Source organism: Streptomyces sp. NRRL B-24085 (assembly GCF_001282115.1).
In the GTDB taxonomy this organism is placed as follows: Bacteria; Actinomycetota; Actinomycetes; order Streptomycetales; family Streptomycetaceae; genus Streptomyces.
Genome location: NZ_LJBR01000097.1, coordinates 18,922 through 33,061, shown reverse-complemented (window position 1 = coordinate 33,061; position 14,140 = coordinate 18,922). Strand labels below are relative to the sequence as shown.

At 72.7% G+C, this 14,140-nt stretch carries 12 protein-coding genes; 5 read left to right on the top strand and 7 right to left on the bottom strand.

Annotated features, from left to right (window positions below; genetic code table 11):
* The first annotated feature begins 254 nt into the window (after nucleotides 1-254).
* Nucleotides 255-419, top strand: coding sequence for a hypothetical protein (locus AOJ26_RS43835; RefSeq protein WP_176729907.1), 165 nt, complete (start codon nucleotides 255-257; stop codon nucleotides 417-419).
* A gap of 126 nt (nucleotides 420-545) precedes the next feature.
* Here AOJ26_RS43835 and AOJ26_RS13470 read toward each other — a convergent pair whose 3' ends face one another.
* Together AOJ26_RS13470 and AOJ26_RS13465 are read right to left on the bottom strand one after the other, a co-directional pair.
* Nucleotides 546-1,361 (bottom strand): inositol monophosphatase family protein, encoded by an 816-nt coding sequence (locus tag AOJ26_RS13470; RefSeq protein ID WP_053848494.1) that lies wholly within the window; start codon nucleotides 1,359-1,361, stop codon nucleotides 546-548.
* An 8-nt stretch (nucleotides 1,362-1,369) separates the two neighbouring features.
* Complete coding sequence (locus tag AOJ26_RS13465; RefSeq protein WP_053848493.1) at nucleotides 1,370-2,497, bottom strand: ferrochelatase; 1,128 nt, start codon at nucleotides 2,495-2,497, stop codon at nucleotides 1,370-1,372.
* A gap of 166 nt (nucleotides 2,498-2,663) precedes the next feature.
* On the opposite strand from AOJ26_RS13465, the gene AOJ26_RS13460 reads away from it, so the two are divergent.
* The 3 genes from AOJ26_RS13460 (at nucleotide 2,664) to sepH (ending at nucleotide 6,647) form a co-directional block, all read left to right on the top strand.
* The gene (locus AOJ26_RS13460) at nucleotides 2,664-3,902 is read left to right on the top strand and encodes an MFS transporter (protein ID WP_053848492.1); all 1,239 of its coding nucleotides are present in this window, start codon (nucleotides 2,664-2,666) and stop codon (nucleotides 3,900-3,902) included.
* On the top strand, nucleotides 3,862-5,181 hold the full coding sequence (locus AOJ26_RS13455; RefSeq protein ID WP_053848491.1) for a D-arabinono-1,4-lactone oxidase: 1,320 nt from the start codon (nucleotides 3,862-3,864) through the stop codon (nucleotides 5,179-5,181). Before AOJ26_RS13460 ends, AOJ26_RS13455 begins: the two co-directional genes overlap by 41 nt.
* Nucleotides 5,182-5,612: 431 nt before the next feature.
* Complete coding sequence (gene sepH, locus AOJ26_RS13450) at nucleotides 5,613-6,647, top strand: septation protein SepH (RefSeq protein WP_053848490.1); 1,035 nt, start codon at nucleotides 5,613-5,615, stop codon at nucleotides 6,645-6,647.
* A gap of 58 nt (nucleotides 6,648-6,705) precedes the next feature.
* On the opposite strand, the gene AOJ26_RS13445 is transcribed toward sepH, so the two are convergent.
* On the bottom strand, nucleotides 6,706-7,563 hold the full coding sequence (locus tag AOJ26_RS13445; RefSeq protein ID WP_053848489.1) for a sulfurtransferase: 858 nt from the start codon (nucleotides 7,561-7,563) through the stop codon (nucleotides 6,706-6,708).
* A 290-nt stretch (nucleotides 7,564-7,853) separates the two neighbouring features.
* Here AOJ26_RS13445 and AOJ26_RS13440 point away from each other — a divergent pair, with 290 nt between their 5' ends.
* Nucleotides 7,854-8,645 (top strand): VOC family protein, encoded by a 792-nt coding sequence (locus AOJ26_RS13440; protein WP_053848488.1) that lies wholly within the window; start codon nucleotides 7,854-7,856, stop codon nucleotides 8,643-8,645.
* An 18-nt stretch (nucleotides 8,646-8,663) separates the two neighbouring features.
* On the opposite strand, the gene AOJ26_RS13435 is transcribed toward AOJ26_RS13440, so the two are convergent.
* Genes AOJ26_RS13435 through AOJ26_RS13420 form a run of 4 tightly spaced genes read right to left on the bottom strand, consistent with a single transcriptional unit; the run spans nucleotide 8,664 to nucleotide 14,045 of the window.
* Nucleotides 8,664-9,323, bottom strand: a complete 660-nt coding sequence (locus AOJ26_RS13435; protein WP_053848487.1) for a thymidine kinase — start codon at nucleotides 9,321-9,323, stop codon at nucleotides 8,664-8,666.
* Nucleotides 9,324-9,375: 52 nt separating this feature from the next.
* Nucleotides 9,376-10,569, bottom strand: coding sequence for an alkaline phosphatase family protein (locus AOJ26_RS13430; RefSeq protein ID WP_053848486.1), 1,194 nt, complete (start codon nucleotides 10,567-10,569; stop codon nucleotides 9,376-9,378).
* Nucleotides 10,569-11,165: a DUF5998 family protein gene (locus AOJ26_RS13425; RefSeq protein ID WP_053848485.1), complete on the bottom strand. Its 597-nt coding sequence runs from the start codon at nucleotides 11,163-11,165 to the stop codon at nucleotides 10,569-10,571. Before AOJ26_RS13425 ends, AOJ26_RS13430 begins: the two co-directional genes overlap by 1 nt.
* A 42-nt stretch (nucleotides 11,166-11,207) precedes the next feature.
* Nucleotides 11,208-14,045: a bifunctional GNAT family N-acetyltransferase/acetate--CoA ligase family protein gene (locus AOJ26_RS13420; protein WP_053848484.1), complete on the bottom strand. Its 2,838-nt coding sequence runs from the start codon at nucleotides 14,043-14,045 to the stop codon at nucleotides 11,208-11,210.
* Nucleotides 14,046-14,140: the final 95 nt, after the last annotated feature.

The window sequence follows — 14,140 nt, the reverse complement described above, 5'->3', positions numbered from 1 at the left end:
GGATTTTCTCGCGCGGTTGAGGTTTCCGTCGAAACGAGCGGGGGGAGGACGGCTTTACACCCCGCGATCACGCTATGCATGTGCCGTACCACCATGCGGCATTGTGCGATCCGCTTCCGCAGAGCGGGCGTGGTGTCCGGCACCGTCGCCGCCCGGCCTGGGCAGCGCTGGGCACCTGCAAAGAGACGTGATCGCCCCTCCCGACGGCACACCCCCGTGCCACCGACCCACGACCCAGGACGAGGGGGCGCAGGATGGACGCATTCACCGCAGGACTTCTGCAGCGCATAAGGGCGACCGAGACCGACCTGACGCGGGCTCGTGACGAGGGCGACGACTTCCTCGTCGAGGTGGAACAGGGCGAGCTCGACGACCTGCGCCGCCTCGCCGCCGAGCACGGTGTGGAGGTCGGCGCCTAGCGTCTGATCGGCTTCACGGCACGACAGCTTCACGCACGACAGCGGGCCCCCGGCGAATCCAGCGCCGGGGGCCCGCCGCGTGGGCGCACGGGTCCGTTCACCTCGTGTTCGCCCGGAGTCGGCCCGTCAGTCGTGCCAGGCGCCGAAGTCCTCCAGGAGCTGCTGGAGGGGCTCGAAGACTCCCGGGGTACCGGCGACGGTCAGGGCCGGGTTGGGGCGCTCTCCGGGGCGGCCACCGGTCAGCACGCCCGCTTCCCGGGCGATGAGGTCGCCCGCCCCGTAGTCCCAGGCGTTCAGGCCCCGCTCGTAGTAGCCGTCCAGGCGGCCCGCGGCCAGGTCGCAGAGGTCGATGGCCGCCGAGCCGCCGCGGCGGATGTCGCGCAGCAGGGGGATCAGCTTCCTGGCCACCTCGGCCTGGTGGGCGCGGACCTCGGTGACGTAGTTGAAGCCCGTCGACACCAGGGCCTGCTCCAGGGGCGGCGCCGGGCGGCAGGCCAGCCGGCGCTCGCCCTCCCACGCGCCCGTGGCCCAGGCGCCCTCGCCGCGGACCGCGTGGTAGGTCTCGCCGCGCATCGGCGCCGCGACGACCCCGACGACCGTCTCACCGTCCTGCTCGGCGGCGATGGAGACGGACCAAGTCGGCAGTCCGTACAGGTAGTTGACCGTGCCGTCGAGGGGGTCGATGACCCAGCGGACGCCGCTGGTGCCCTCGGTGGAGGCGCCCTCCTCGCCGAGGAAGCCGTCGTCCGGGCGGTGCTCGGAGATCAGGTTCGTGATCAGCTTCTCGGCCGCGATGTCCATCTCGGTCACCACGTCGATGGGACTGGACTTGGTCCTGGCGACCTCGAGGTCGGCCGGGCGGCCGTCGCGCAGCAGGGCGCCGGCGCGACCGGCGGCCTCCCGGGCGAGTCGCAGCAGTTCCGCGTGCAGGGGGTCGGTCACGGGGCTCCTCACGCGTACGGGCTGTCGGCGCCCGCGGCGGCGGGCTTGGCGGCGCGGGCCGGGCAGCAGCCGGCCGGGCAGACGTTGTGGGAGGCCCCGAGCGCGCCGAGGGCGCAGGGCGTGACCTGCTGTCCCCGCTCGACCGCGGCCCGCTCCAGGACCAGGTCGCGGACGGCGGCGGCGAAGCGCGGGTCGTCCCCGACGGTCGCCGAGCGGCGCATCGGCAGGCCGAGCTCCTCGGCCTTGGCCTTGGCCTCGGTGTCGAGGTCGTAGAGGACCTCCATGTGGTCGGACACGAAGCCGATGGGCGCGATCACCACGGCCGGGACGCCGGACGCGTGGCGCTCCTCCAGGTGGTCGCAGATGTCGGGCTCCAGCCACGGGATGTGCGGGGCACCGGACCGTGACTGGTAGACGAGCTGCCAGGGGTGGTCGACGCCGGTGCGCTCACGGACGGCGTCCGCGATCAGCCGGGCGACCTCCAGGTGCTCCGCGACGTACGCGCCGCCCTCGCCGTGGCCCTCGACCGGCCCCGAGGTGTCCGCGGACGCGTTCGGGATCGAGTGGGTCGAGAAGGCGATGTGGGCACCGTCACGCACCTCCTCGGGGAGCTCGGCGAGGGACTGGACGACCCCGTCGATCATGGGCTCCACGAAGCCGGGGTGGTTGAAGTAGTGCCGCAGCTTGTCGATCCTCGGCAGCTCCAGGCCCTCGGCCTCCAGGGCGGCCAGTGAGTCGGCGAGGTTCTCGCGGTACTGGCGGCAGCCCGAGTAGGAGGCGTACGCGCTGGTGGCCAGGACCAGGATGCGGCGGCGGCCGTCGGCGACCATCTCGCGCAGGGTGGCGGTGAGGTAGGGCGCCCAGTTGCGGTTGCCCCAGTAGACCGGCAGGTCCAGGCCGTGGTCCGCGAAGTCCTTGCGCAGGGCATCCAGCAGGGCGCGGTTCTGGTCGTTGATGGGGCTGACCCCGCCGAACAGGAAGTAGTGCTGCCCGACCTCCTTCAGGCGTTCCTTGGGGATGCCGCGCCCGCGCGTCACGTTCTCCAGGAACGGGACCACGTCGTCCGGGCCCTCGGGGCCTCCGAACGAGAGCAGGAGCAGGGCGTCGTAGGGGGTGGCGTCGAGCGCGTCTCGCATGGGTCGATCCTGTCATCCGGTACTGACAGCCACGAAACGGCGGGGTGGCCGGCCGGGTTCCGGGCGCCCGGGCGGGTGCGTCGGCGCCCCTCACCCGTAAGCTGTATGAGGCGCATTCGCGCCTTACCTGCACGAGCCGCTGCTCGTCGGCCGACCGGAGACCCCTGTGCCCAGCCCCTACCGCGCTCTGTTCGCCGCCCCCGGCTCCAAGGGCTTCGCCGCCGCGGGCTTCGTCGGCCGGATGCCGCTGTCGATGATGGGCATCGGCGTGGTCACGATGATCTCCCAGCTCACCGGCCGGTACGGGCTCGCGGGCTCGCTGTCGGCGACCATCGCGCTGGCCGCCGCGGCGATCGGCCCGCAGGTCTCCCGGCTGGTGGACCTGCACGGCCAGCGGCGGGTACTGCGTCCGGCGACGCTCGTGGCGCTGGTGGCGTCCGCCGGGATGCTGCTGGCCGCGCACTTCGGCTGGCCGGACTGGGTGCTGTTCGTGTGCGCCGTGGGCATCGGCTCGGTGCCGAGCCTCGGCGCGATGATCCGCGCGCGGTGGGCGGCCCTGTACCGGGGCACCCCGCAGCTGCACACCGCGTACTCCTTCGAGTCGGTGGTCGACGAGGTCTGCTTCATCTTCGGGCCGATCATCTCCATCGGGCTGTCCACGGCCTGGTTCCCGGAGGCGGGTCCGCTGCTCGCCGCCTGCTTCCTCGCGGTGGGCGTGTTCTGGCTGACCGCGCAGCGGGCCACCGAGCCGGCCCCGCACCCGCGCGAGCACGACGGCGGCCGTACGGCCCTGCGCTCGCCGGGCCTCCAGGTCCTCGTGGCCACCTTCGTGGCGACCGGGGCCATCTTCGGGGCGGTGGACGTGGTCACCGTGGCCTTCGCCGACGAGCAGGGCCACAAGGCGGCCGCGAGCGTCGTGCTCGCCCTCTACGCCGCGGGGTCGTGCGTGGCGGGCCTCGTGTTCGGGCTGCTGCACTTCGCGGGACGTCCCGAACCTCGCTGGCTGCTGGGCATATGCGCGATGGCCGTGAGTATGATCCCCCTCCTACTGGTCGGGAACTTGCCGTTTCTGGCCGTGGCGCTGTTCGTTGCGGGCCTGTCCATCGCTCCCACGATGATCACGACGATGTCCCTGATCGAGCAGCACGTACCACGCGCGCAACTGACCGAGGGCATGACCTGGATCAGTACCGGGCTCGCGGTCGGGGTCGCGCTCGGCTCCTCCGTGGCCGGCTGGGTGATCGACGCGGCCGGGGCACGTGCCGGGTACGGGGTTCCGGCGGTGTCCGGGGCCGTCGCGGTCGCGGTCGGTTTCCTGGGGTACCGCCGGCTCAAGAGGCCGGCTCCACGTCGGGGAGGCAGCGTTGAGCACGGCAGCGAGCGCGAAGAACGGCACGTGGCGTAACTGGGGCGGCAATGTCACCGCGCGTCCCGCGCGGGAGGTCACGCCCGCCTCGGTCGACGAGCTGGCCGCTGCCGTGCGGAAGGCCGCCGAGGACGGCCTCCGGGTGAAGGCGGTCGGCACCGGGCACTCCTTCACGTCGATCGCCGCGACCGACGGCGTGTTGATCCGCCCTCAACTGTTGACCGGCATCCGCAACATCGACCGGGACGCCATGACGGTCACGGTGGAGGCCGGTACCCCGCTCAAGAGGCTCAACGTGGCTCTCGCGCGCGAGGGCCTGTCGCTCACCAACATGGGCGACATCATGGAGCAGACGGTCTCGGGAGCCACCAGCACCGGGACCCACGGCACGGGCCGCGACTCGGGTTCGATAGCCGCCCAGATCAGGGGCCTGGAGCTGGTCACCGCCGACGGCTCGGTGCTCTCCTGCTCCGAGAAGGAGAACCCCGAGGTCTTCGCGGCCGCCCGGATCGGCCTGGGCGCCCTCGGCATCGTCACCGCGATCACGTTCGCCGTCGAGCCGCTCTTCCTGCTCACGGCGCGTGAGGAGCCCATGAGCTTCGACAAGGTCACCAGCACGTTCGACGAACTCTGGGCCGAGAACGAACACTTCGAGTTCTACTGGTTCCCGCACACCGGTTCCACCAACACCAAGCGCAACAACCGCAGCGCGGGCCCGGAGAAGCCGGTGCCGCAGCTCCAGGGCTGGTTCGAGGACGAGTTCCTCTCCAACGGCGTCTTCCAGGTGGCCCAGTGGGTCGGCCGCGCGGCACCGGGCACGATCCCCTCGATCGCGCGGATCTCCAGCAAGGCGCTGTCGGCGCGGACGTACACCGACATCCCGTACAAGGTCTTCACATCGCCGCGCCGGGTGCGTTTCGTGGAGATGGAGTACGCCGTGCCGCGCGAGGCCGTGGTCGAGACACTGCGCGAACTGAAGACGGTGGTCGACCGCTCCGGGCTGCGGGTCAGCTTCCCGGTCGAGGTGCGCACCGCGCCCGCCGACGACATCACGCTGTCCACCGCGTCGGGCCGCGACAGCGCGTACATCGCCGTCCACATGGTCAAGGGGACGCCGTACCAGGCGTACTTCACGGCCGCTGAGCGGATCTTCACGGCGCACGAGGGGCGCCCGCACTGGGGCAAGGTGCACACGCGCGACGCCGAGTACTTCGCCGGTGTCTACCCTCGCTTCGGCGAGTTCACCGCGCTCCGGGACCGGCTCGATCCCGACCGGCGGTTCCAGAACGACTATGTGCGCAGGGTGTTGGGGGCATAAGCGGACGGTGGCCGGACATAAGTCCTAAGCCAATAGTTCCGTTTCTGGTGATTCCGTGAACTACACCACGTTCAAGATCGCGGAATCCGCTCAACGAAGGGCCGGGCAGCGTTTCTTGAACGAAGTTGAGTGGCGCGCCAATCCACGCACGTGGCCCAAATGGAGTACTGTTGCGAGCCCTGGGTCCGGTCTCCCGCCAGGGCGTCCGTGGCCTTCAAGGGCGGCCGGGAGGGGGCTAGTTGCACAGGGTGACGGAGTTGGTCACTTAGCGTTGCGAATAGGTAACCGTGCCATAACGGCGATCCAGGGCCCGTGCCCGACACGCCGGGCAACTCGGCAAGGTTGTGGCAGGCTGCACCCGGGCAGGCCACACTCGACTAGCGGAAGCAGCGACGCACGTGACGTCGGCAGGCACCACCCGGGAGGTCCCCATGCCCGAACTGCGTGTCGTGGCCGTCTCCAATGACGGCACACGGCTGGTGCTGAAGGCTGCCGACTCAACGGAGTACACGCTTCCGATCGACGAGCGGCTGCGCGCAGCGGTGCGCGGCGACCGTCCGCGCCTCGGTCAGATCGAGATCGAGGTCGAAAGCCATCTCCGTCCCCGCGACATCCAGGCGCGTATACGCGCCGGTGCCACCGCGGAAGAGGTAGCCCAGCTCGCAGGCATCCCCGTCGACCGTGTACGGCGTTTCGAGGGCCCCGTGCTCGCCGAGCGCGCCTTCATGGCCGAACGGGCCCGCAAGACCCCGGTCCGCCGGCCCGGCGAGAACGCCGGACCGCAGCTCGGCGAGGCCGTGCAGGAGCGGCTGTTGCTGCGCGGCGCCGAGAAGGACACCGTCCAGTGGGACTCGTGGCGTCGTGACGACGGCACCTGGGAGGTCCTGCTGGTCTACTGCGTCGCGGGTGAACCGCACTCGGCGAGCTGGACCTACGACCCGCCCCGGCGGCTCGTCCAGGCCGTCGACGAGGAGGCCCGCTCGCTGATCGGTGAGTCCGAGGACCTCGGCGCGCCGGAGCCCAGCTTCCCGTTCGTGCCGCGTATCGCGCGGCTGCCGCGCGACCGTCCGCTGGACCGCGCCCTCGACCGGCCGAGCCTGCCCCCGGCCGAGCCGGCCGAGGAGGTCGTCGGTGAACGGGACTCGCTGACCAGCCTGTTGGAGGCGGTGCCGAGCTTCCGGGGCGACATGGTCGTACCGGAGCGGCCCGCCGAGACGGCGAGCATCGAGGAACCGCCCGCCCTGGAGGAGGAGCCCGAGGTGGAGGAGCCGCCGGCTCCCGCGGCCTCGGCCGGTTCCGCCTACGCGGACGTCCTCATGCCGCGTTCGGTGGCCAGCCACCGCGACCGCCTCATCGGCGCGACCGACCGTCAGGCCGAGGCCGACGGTGTCCGCCCGGGCCGCAGAGCGGCGGTCCCGAGCTGGGACGAGATCGTGTTCGGCACCCGCCGCAAGAAGCAGGAGTAGCCGGTCCTACGGCTGTGAGGGCCCGCCTCTTACCGAGGCGGGCCCTTCCGCTGTCCGCCTACTGGGGATCGGGGCCCACCGCGACCGGCCGATCCGGGTCCGAGGACCACTCCGACCACGAACCGACGTACAGCGCAGCCGGGATGCCCGCGACCGCCAGGGCCAGGACCTCGTGGGCGCCGGAGACCCCGGAACCGCAGTAGACGCCGACCTCGGTGCCGTCGGTGGCGCCGAGCGCCTTGAAGCGGGCGTTCAGTTCCTCCGCGGGCAGGAAGCGGCCGTCCGGGCCGACGTTGTCCGTGGTGGGAGCGGACCGGGCGCCCGGGATGTGGCCGCCGACGCGGTCGATCGGCTCCACCTCGCCGCGGTACCGCTCCCCCGCGCGCGCGTCCAGCAGCACTCCCGAGCGGGCCAGCGCCGCGGCCGCGTCGGCATCGAGCAGGCCGGCCGCCGCGGGCACCGGCACGAAGTCGCCCTCGGCGAGGGCGGGACCCGGCACCGAGGACTGGAGCGGCCCCTGCCAGGACGGCAACCCGCCGTCGAGGACTCGCACGTCCGGGTGACCCGTCCAGCGCAGCAGCCACCACGCGCGGGCGGCCGCCCAGCCCTGTCCGCCGTCGTACACGACCACCGGCTTGTTCGAGGAGACACCCGCCCTTCGCATCGCGGCGCCGAACTCCGCGAGGTCGGGCAGCGGATGCCGCCCACCGCCGCCGGCCGGCCCGGCCAACTCCCGGTCCAGGTCGACGTATGCGGCGCCCGGGATGTGCCCGGCCGCGTACTCGGCCCGGCCGTCGAAGGGCGGTTCGCCGGCCGCCTTGGCCACGCTCAACTGCCAGCGGACGTCGAGCAGGACGGGCGGGTGGGGGCCCGCGAGGTCGCTCGCGAGTTCGGATGCGGAGATGATGGCGTTCATGGCCACCATCCTCGCGCACGGGGTGGCCGCGTCGTCCAGGTCCGGCTACTCTGCTCCGCCGGACAGGCCCGGTCACCATGCGTACGGGAACGGGCACATGCTGTACCGCCGATCGACATCCGTCGGCCTCGCGCGGCAATGGTCAGACAGCCGTGCGACCGGCACCCCGACACGGGAGGCCGCCCGGCGCGCCCGGAGCGCGCGGGACCGCGGGTGGTGCGAGCATCGGCACGGAGGTCCGGACCACGGACACGACACGGCCACCGCGAGGGGCCGAGGAGAGAGTGACGATGACCGAGGCAAGGGGGTCGGCCGCCCCGCCCGCTCGGCACACGCCCGGTACGCCCTGCTGGGTGAGTCTGATGGTGCACGGCATGGCCGCGACCCAGGAGTTCTACGGATCGCTGTTCGGCTGGGAGTTTGTGCCGGGGCCGCAGCAGCTCGGGCCGTACGTCCGGGCCCTGCTGGGCGGCCAGGAGGTCGCCGGGATCGGCCAACTGCCGCCCGACCGCCAGCTCCCGATCGCCTGGACGCCCTACTTCGCCTCCGACGACATCGACCTGACGGCCGAGTCGGTGCGGCTGTGCGGTGGCACGGTGGGCGTGGGCCCGCTGGACGCCGGGGACGCCGGACGGCTCGTGATCGGCTCCGATCCGTCCGGTGCCGTCTTCGGGGTGTGGCAGGCGGCGGCCCACCTGGGCACGTCCGTCGCCGGGGTGCCGGGCACACCGGCGTGGCACGAGCTGCTCACCTTCGAGACGGTGAGCGTCATGAAGTTCTACGAGACGGTGTTCGGCTGCGAGGGGGAGCCGGTGGTGTCCGCCGACTTCGACTACGTCACCCTCCACAGCGGCGGTCGCCCCGTGGCCGGTCTGCACGGCGTCGGCCACGCCCTTCCCCGCGACCGGGGGCCGCACTGGATGACGTACTTCGAGGTGGCCGACGCGACCGCCGCCACGCGTCTCCTCGTCGAGCTGGGCGGTCATGTGCTGCGCCCGCCGCACGACAGCCCGCACGGCAGGGTGGCCACGGTGGCGGATCCGGAGGGGGCGCGTTTCTCGCTGATCGAGAACCCGCGCTGAGGCCCTGACGGCCTCGGGTCAGAAGCCCGTCCCGGCCGACGGGACCGGCAGCACGTCCGGGGAGAGCGCGGCCGCGCGTGCGGTGCCGGCGGTCATACGGCGGCGGTGGTGCCGGCGGCACAGGACCTCGTAGCCGATGTCGTCGGCCTGGTTGACGTCGCCGACGACCACCTGGGCACCCTCGACGACCATCTCACCGTTCACCGTACGGGCGTTGTGCGTGGCCCGGGCCCCGCACCAGCACAGCGCCTCGACCTGGAGGACCTCCACCCGGTCGGCCAGTTCCACCAGGCGCTGGGAGCCGGGGAACAGCTTGGAACGGAAGTCCGTGGTGATGCCGAAGGCGTAGACGTCGAGGTCCAGGTCGTCCACGATCCGGGCGAGCTGGTCGATCTGCTCCGGCACCAGGAACTGCGCCTCGTCCGCGATCACGTAGTCCGCGCGGCCGCCGCGGGAGAGGTGGTCGACGAGGTAGGCGTACAGGTCCTGGCCGTCCTCGACCTCGACCGCGTCGGTGACCAGGCCGAGCCGCGAGGACAGCTTGCCCTCGCCGGCCCGGTCGTCCCGGGTGAAGATCATGCCGGTCAGGCCGCGCGCCGAACGGTTGTGCTCGATCTGGAGAGCCAGCGTGGACTTCCCGCAGTCCATGGTTCCGGAGAAGAACACCAGCTCGGGCATGGGTGGTCGAGCACCTTTCGGTTCTGTGCGGGGCGGGGCGGCCGGGTCGGCCTCAGGAGCGTACTTCGAGCAGCGGTACCAGTTGCTCGGCGGGGGTCATCGAACCGTGGTTGCCGACCATCGCCGACTCCTTCGGTTCCCGCTCGGAGGCGATGAGGAGGACGTCGTCGCGGGCGGCGGCGACCACGTCGCCGATCCGGTCGTACACCCGCTCGTCGACGTGGTCCGGCGGCCCGAACCAGCCCGCCGCGATGGCCTCGTCCCGGGAGGCGACCCAGAACTGCTCGCCTAGGACCTCGCGCCAGCAGGTCAGCACGTCGCCCGCGGCACCGGGCACGGCGTAGACGTGGCGGGCCCGGCCCTCGCCGCCCAGCAGGGCGACCCCGGCGCGCAGTTCCCAGTCCTCGTCGAAGTCGATGCGGTGCTGCTCGTCGAAGGGGATGTCGACCATGCCGTGGTCGGCCGTGACGTACAGCGCGCTGCGGGGCGGCAGTTGCTCGGCGAGGCGCTGCACCAGGCGGTCGACGTACATGAGCTGGCCGCGCCAGGTGTCGGAGTCGACGCCGAAGCGGTGGCCGGCGCCGTCGACCTCCGAGTAGTACGTGTAGACCAACGAGCGGTCACCGCAGGCGAGTTCCGCGGCCGCCAGGTCCATGCGCTCCTCGCCGGACAGCCGTCCGTGGAACGTTCCTCCGCTGAGCGCGACCTTGGTCAGCGGGGTGTTCTGGAAGGTCGGCGAGGAGACCTGGGCGGCGTGCACCCCGGCCTGGTCGGCGAGTTGGAAGACGGTGGGGTACGGCTGCCAGGCCTGCGGCTTGGTCCACGGCTGCCAGCGGAGCTGGTTCATCAGCTCGCCGGTGTCCGGGTTGCGCACGGTGTAGCCCGGCAGGCCGTGGGCGCCGGGCGGCCGGCCGGTACCGACCGAGGCGAGGGAGGTCGCGGTGGTCGCCGGGTAGCCGGTGGTCAGCGGACGGCCGGTGCCGCCGCGCGAGCTGGCCAGCAGGGACGTCATGAAGGGCGCCTCGTCCGGGTGCGCCCTGAGCTGCTCCCAGCCGAGGCCGTCGATCAGGAATACGCAGTTCCGGTCGGCGGGGGTGAGCTCGCGGATCGCGGCGGTGGTGCCCGGTACGGCCATGCCGGCGGCGAGCGTGGGCAGCAGGTCGGCGAGGGAGCCGGTGCCGTACTCGGGGACGGGCGCGGTGTCGAGGGCGAGGGGTTCGGGGTGGTCCCAGGCGTGCTGCACCATCAGCGGGTGACGTCCGCGGTCGCCTCGGAGATGGCCTGGGCGAAGGCGAGCGCCTGGCGCACGGTGTCCGGGCCGTCCCCCGCCTCGCTGACCCGCAGGCTGAGGTCGTCGGCCGTGGAGCTTCCGGTGTAGCCGTGGTCCGCCTCGCAGTTGGGGTCGCCGCAGGCGGCGGGCTCCAGGTCGATGCGGGAGACCGCGCCCCAGCCGATGGTCAGCACGACCTCGCGGGGCAGGGTGCCGGGCTGGTACTGCTCCGGGTTGGCGACGACCCGGCTGACCACGACCGACGAGATCCGGCCGAGCTTCACGGACTCCGTGGAGGTGGTGGCGTACGGCGTCGGGGACGTGGTGTCCGCGTTCTGCTCGTCGGTGTGGCTCACGATGAAGCGGTTGCCGGTGAGGACGAGCACGGTCACGTGCCGCCGCACCTCGTTCTGGTCGAACGTCGTCTCCTGGTGGACCAGGTACGACCGGATGGGCTCGCCGCCCACGGCGGCCTCCACCGCCTCGGCCACGAGGGCCGGGTAGTAGCCGCTGCGTTCGATCGCCGCACGCAGCCCCTGGGTCGTCGTACTGGTCTTGGCCATGACGTCCATCCTACGGGGGCGCGCTGACTGCGAGGCACCGATCGCCCCCGCTCAGTACGCGGGGAGCGTCCGCGGGCCGAGGTCGTCGCGGGCGGGCGGCGGCGCGAGCCGTACGGACGCGCCGAGGACGCTCAGGCCGCGCGGGGCGACCACGACCGGCTCCAGGGTGACCGCGACGACCTCGGGGCGGTCGTCGACCAGCCGGGACACCCGCAGCAGGAGCTCCTCCAGCGCGGGTGTGTCGACCGGGGTGGAACCACGCCAGCCGAAGAGCAGCGGAGCCGTCCGGATGGAGCGGACCAGGCTCGTGGCCTCCCGGTCGGTGACCGGAATCAGCCGGTGCGCGGTGTCGTCGAGCAACTGCGAGGCGGCCCCGGCCAGCCCGAAGGAGAGCACGGCGCCGGCGGCGGGGTCGATGACGGCCCGGATCACGGTGTCCACCCCGCGCGGAGCCATCCCCTGCACCACGGGCCGCAGTTCGTCGGGCGTGCCGAAGAGCTCGGTCAGCTCGGCGTACGCCCGCCGCAGCTGCTCCTCGTCCGCGAGGTCGAGGCGGACGCCGCCGAGGTCGGCGCGGTGGCGCAGGTGCGGGGCGGTGGCCTTGAGGGCGACCGGGTAACCCAGGGCGGCCGCGGCGCCGACGGCGGCGTCGGGACTCGCGGCGGGCAGCGCGCGGTGGACCTGGATGCCGTATCTGGCGAGCAGCTCGCAGGTCTCCTCGGTGCCGAGGGTGAGTCCCTGGCCGCGGGTGAGCAGGCCGTCGATCAGGGCTGCTGCGCCCTTCTCGTCGATGTTCTCGTACTCGGGCACCTTGCCGGGCTCGGCGGCCTCCCGGCGCCACCGGGCGTACTGCACGACGTCGGCCAGTGCCCGCACCGCGCGCTCGGCGGCGGGGTAGGCGGGGATGAGGCGGTCGCTGTTCCCGGCGGCGGGCGGTTCCGCGGGGGCCTGGCCGGCGCGCAGCCGGTCCAGGGCGCGGAACGGGTGGTCGGCACGGATCTTCGGCGGTCCGGCGGCGGCCTGGGGCGCGGTGCTGGTCGCGGCCGACAGGGCCTCCGCGAGGCCGCCGAGCTCGACGTGGACCACGAGGACCGGCTTGCCGGGGACCTGTTCCGCGGCGGACCTGAGCGCCTCGGCGAGGGCGGCGTCGCCGGCGGATCCCCCGCCGACCGCGGGGATGGCCGTCACGATCACCGCGTCGTACGCGTCGTCGGCCAGGGCGCGCGCGAGGGCCGCGTGGAAGTCCTCCGGCGCGGCGGCGGTGGTCAGGTCCAGCGGGGGTGAGGGCGTCAGCCCCTCGGCCACGCAGGCGTCGTAGGTGAGCAGGCCGAGCGACTCGGAGTTGCCGAGGATGGCCACCCTGGGTCCGGTGGGCAGCGGCTGGCGGGCCAGCAGGAGGCCGGTGTCCACGAGTTCGGTGATGGTGTCCACGCGGATCACCCCGGCCTGGCGGAGCAGCGCGGACACGGTGGCGTGCGGCAGGCGCGTGGCGCGGACGGCGTGGCCCTGCGGGGCGGTGCCCGAGCCCTGCACGACGACCAGGGGCTTCGCCGCCGCCGTACGCCGGGCGAGGCGGGTGAACTTGCGGGGGTTGCCGATGGACTCCAGGTACATGAGGACGACGTCGGTGTCGGGGTCGTCGTACCAGTACTGGAGGACGTCGTTGCCGGAGACGTCCGCGCGGTTGCCGGCGGAGACGAAGGTGGAGACGCCGGTCACGCCGGTGACGCCGCCGCCGCGCCGGTGCAGCCGGGAGAGCAGGGCGATGCCGATGGCGCCGGACTGGGCGAACAGGCCGATCCGGCCGGGGCGGGGGGTCTCGGGGGCCAGTGAGGCGTTGAGCCGGACGCCGGGCGAGGTGTTGATGACGCCGAAGGCGTTCGGGCCGATGATCCGCATGCCGTACGCGCGTGCGTGCCGTACGAGTTCACGCTGGCGCTCGCGTCCTTCGGGGCCGCTCTCGGCGTACCCGGCCGAGAGCACGACGAGTCCCTGCACGCCGTGGGCCCCGCAGTCGGCGACGACCTCGGGGACCTGCTCGGCGGGGACGGCGACGACCGCGAGGTCGACGGGGCCGTCGACGTCCCGCACCGAGCGGTGCGCGGGGATGCCGTCGACCTCCTTCGTCTCCTCGGGGAAGGCCTTGTTCACGGCGTACAGGCGGCCGGTGAAGCCGTAGTCCCGGATGTTGCCGAGCACGCTGCGGCCCACGCCGCCGGGGGCGCGTCCGACGCCTATGACGGCGACGGAGCCGGGGGTGAGCAGGCGCTGCACGGACCGCGACTCGGCACGCTGTTCGCGCGCGTACTGCACGGCGAGCGAGCGGTCGGTGGGCTCCAGGTCGAACTCCAGGCGGACGACGCCGTCCTCGAAGCTGCGCTTCTGGGTGTACCCGGCGTCGGTGAACACCTTGATCATCTTGACGTTGGCGGGCAGCACCTCGGCGGCGAAGCGCCGGATGCCGCGCTCGCGGGCGACGGCCCCGATGTGTTCGAGGAGGGCGGAGGCCACCCCGCGCCCCTGGTGGGCGTCCTGCACGAGGAAGGCGACCTCGGCCTCGTCGGCGGGGGCGGACGCGGGCATGCCGTCGGCGCCGATGCGGTCGTAGCGTACGGTGGCGATGAACTCGCCGCCGATCGTGGCGGCGAGTCCCACCCGGTCCACAAAGTCGTGGTGCGTGAAGCGGTGGACGTCCTTGGCGGACAGGCGTGGGTAGGGCGCGAAGAAGCGGTAGTACTTCGACTCGTCCGAGACCTGCTCGTAGAAGCTGACCAGGCGATCGGCGTCGTCGACGGTGATGGGCCTGATGCGCGCGGTGCCGCCGTCGCGCAGCACCACGTCGGCCTCCCAGTGGGCGGGGTACTCGTGCCGGTCCGACGCGCTCTGCATGGGCCCCAGAGTACGGCTCGCGTACGACAACGGCGCGAGGCAGTCTGTGGAGAACGCGCGAGAACGCACAAGGACGGAAGTCGGGCCGAGGCCGC

Excerpts from the sequence above, each read along its gene's own strand:
- AOJ26_RS13420 (WP_053848484.1), bottom strand. The coding sequence starts at position 14,045 with ATGCAGAGCGCGTCGGACCGGCACGAGTACCCCGCCCACTGGGAGGCC.
- AOJ26_RS13425 (WP_053848485.1), bottom strand. The coding sequence starts at position 11,165 with ATGGACGTCATGGCCAAGACCAGTACGACGACCCAGGGGCTGCGTGCG.
- AOJ26_RS43835 (WP_176729907.1), top strand. The coding sequence starts at position 255 with ATGGACGCATTCACCGCAGGACTTCTGCAGCGCATAAGGGCGACCGAG.
- AOJ26_RS13430 (WP_053848486.1), bottom strand. The coding sequence starts at position 10,569 with ATGGTGCAGCACGCCTGGGACCACCCCGAACCCCTCGCCCTCGACACC.
- AOJ26_RS13440 (WP_053848488.1), top strand. The coding sequence starts at position 7,854 with ATGACCGAGGCAAGGGGGTCGGCCGCCCCGCCCGCTCGGCACACGCCC.
- sepH (WP_053848490.1), top strand. The coding sequence starts at position 5,613 with ATGCCCGAACTGCGTGTCGTGGCCGTCTCCAATGACGGCACACGGCTG.
- AOJ26_RS13465 (WP_053848493.1), bottom strand. The coding sequence starts at position 2,497 with ATGCGAGACGCGCTCGACGCCACCCCCTACGACGCCCTGCTCCTGCTC.
- AOJ26_RS13435 (WP_053848487.1), bottom strand. The coding sequence starts at position 9,323 with ATGCCCGAGCTGGTGTTCTTCTCCGGAACCATGGACTGCGGGAAGTCC.
- AOJ26_RS13445 (WP_053848489.1), bottom strand. The coding sequence starts at position 7,563 with ATGAACGCCATCATCTCCGCATCCGAACTCGCGAGCGACCTCGCGGGC.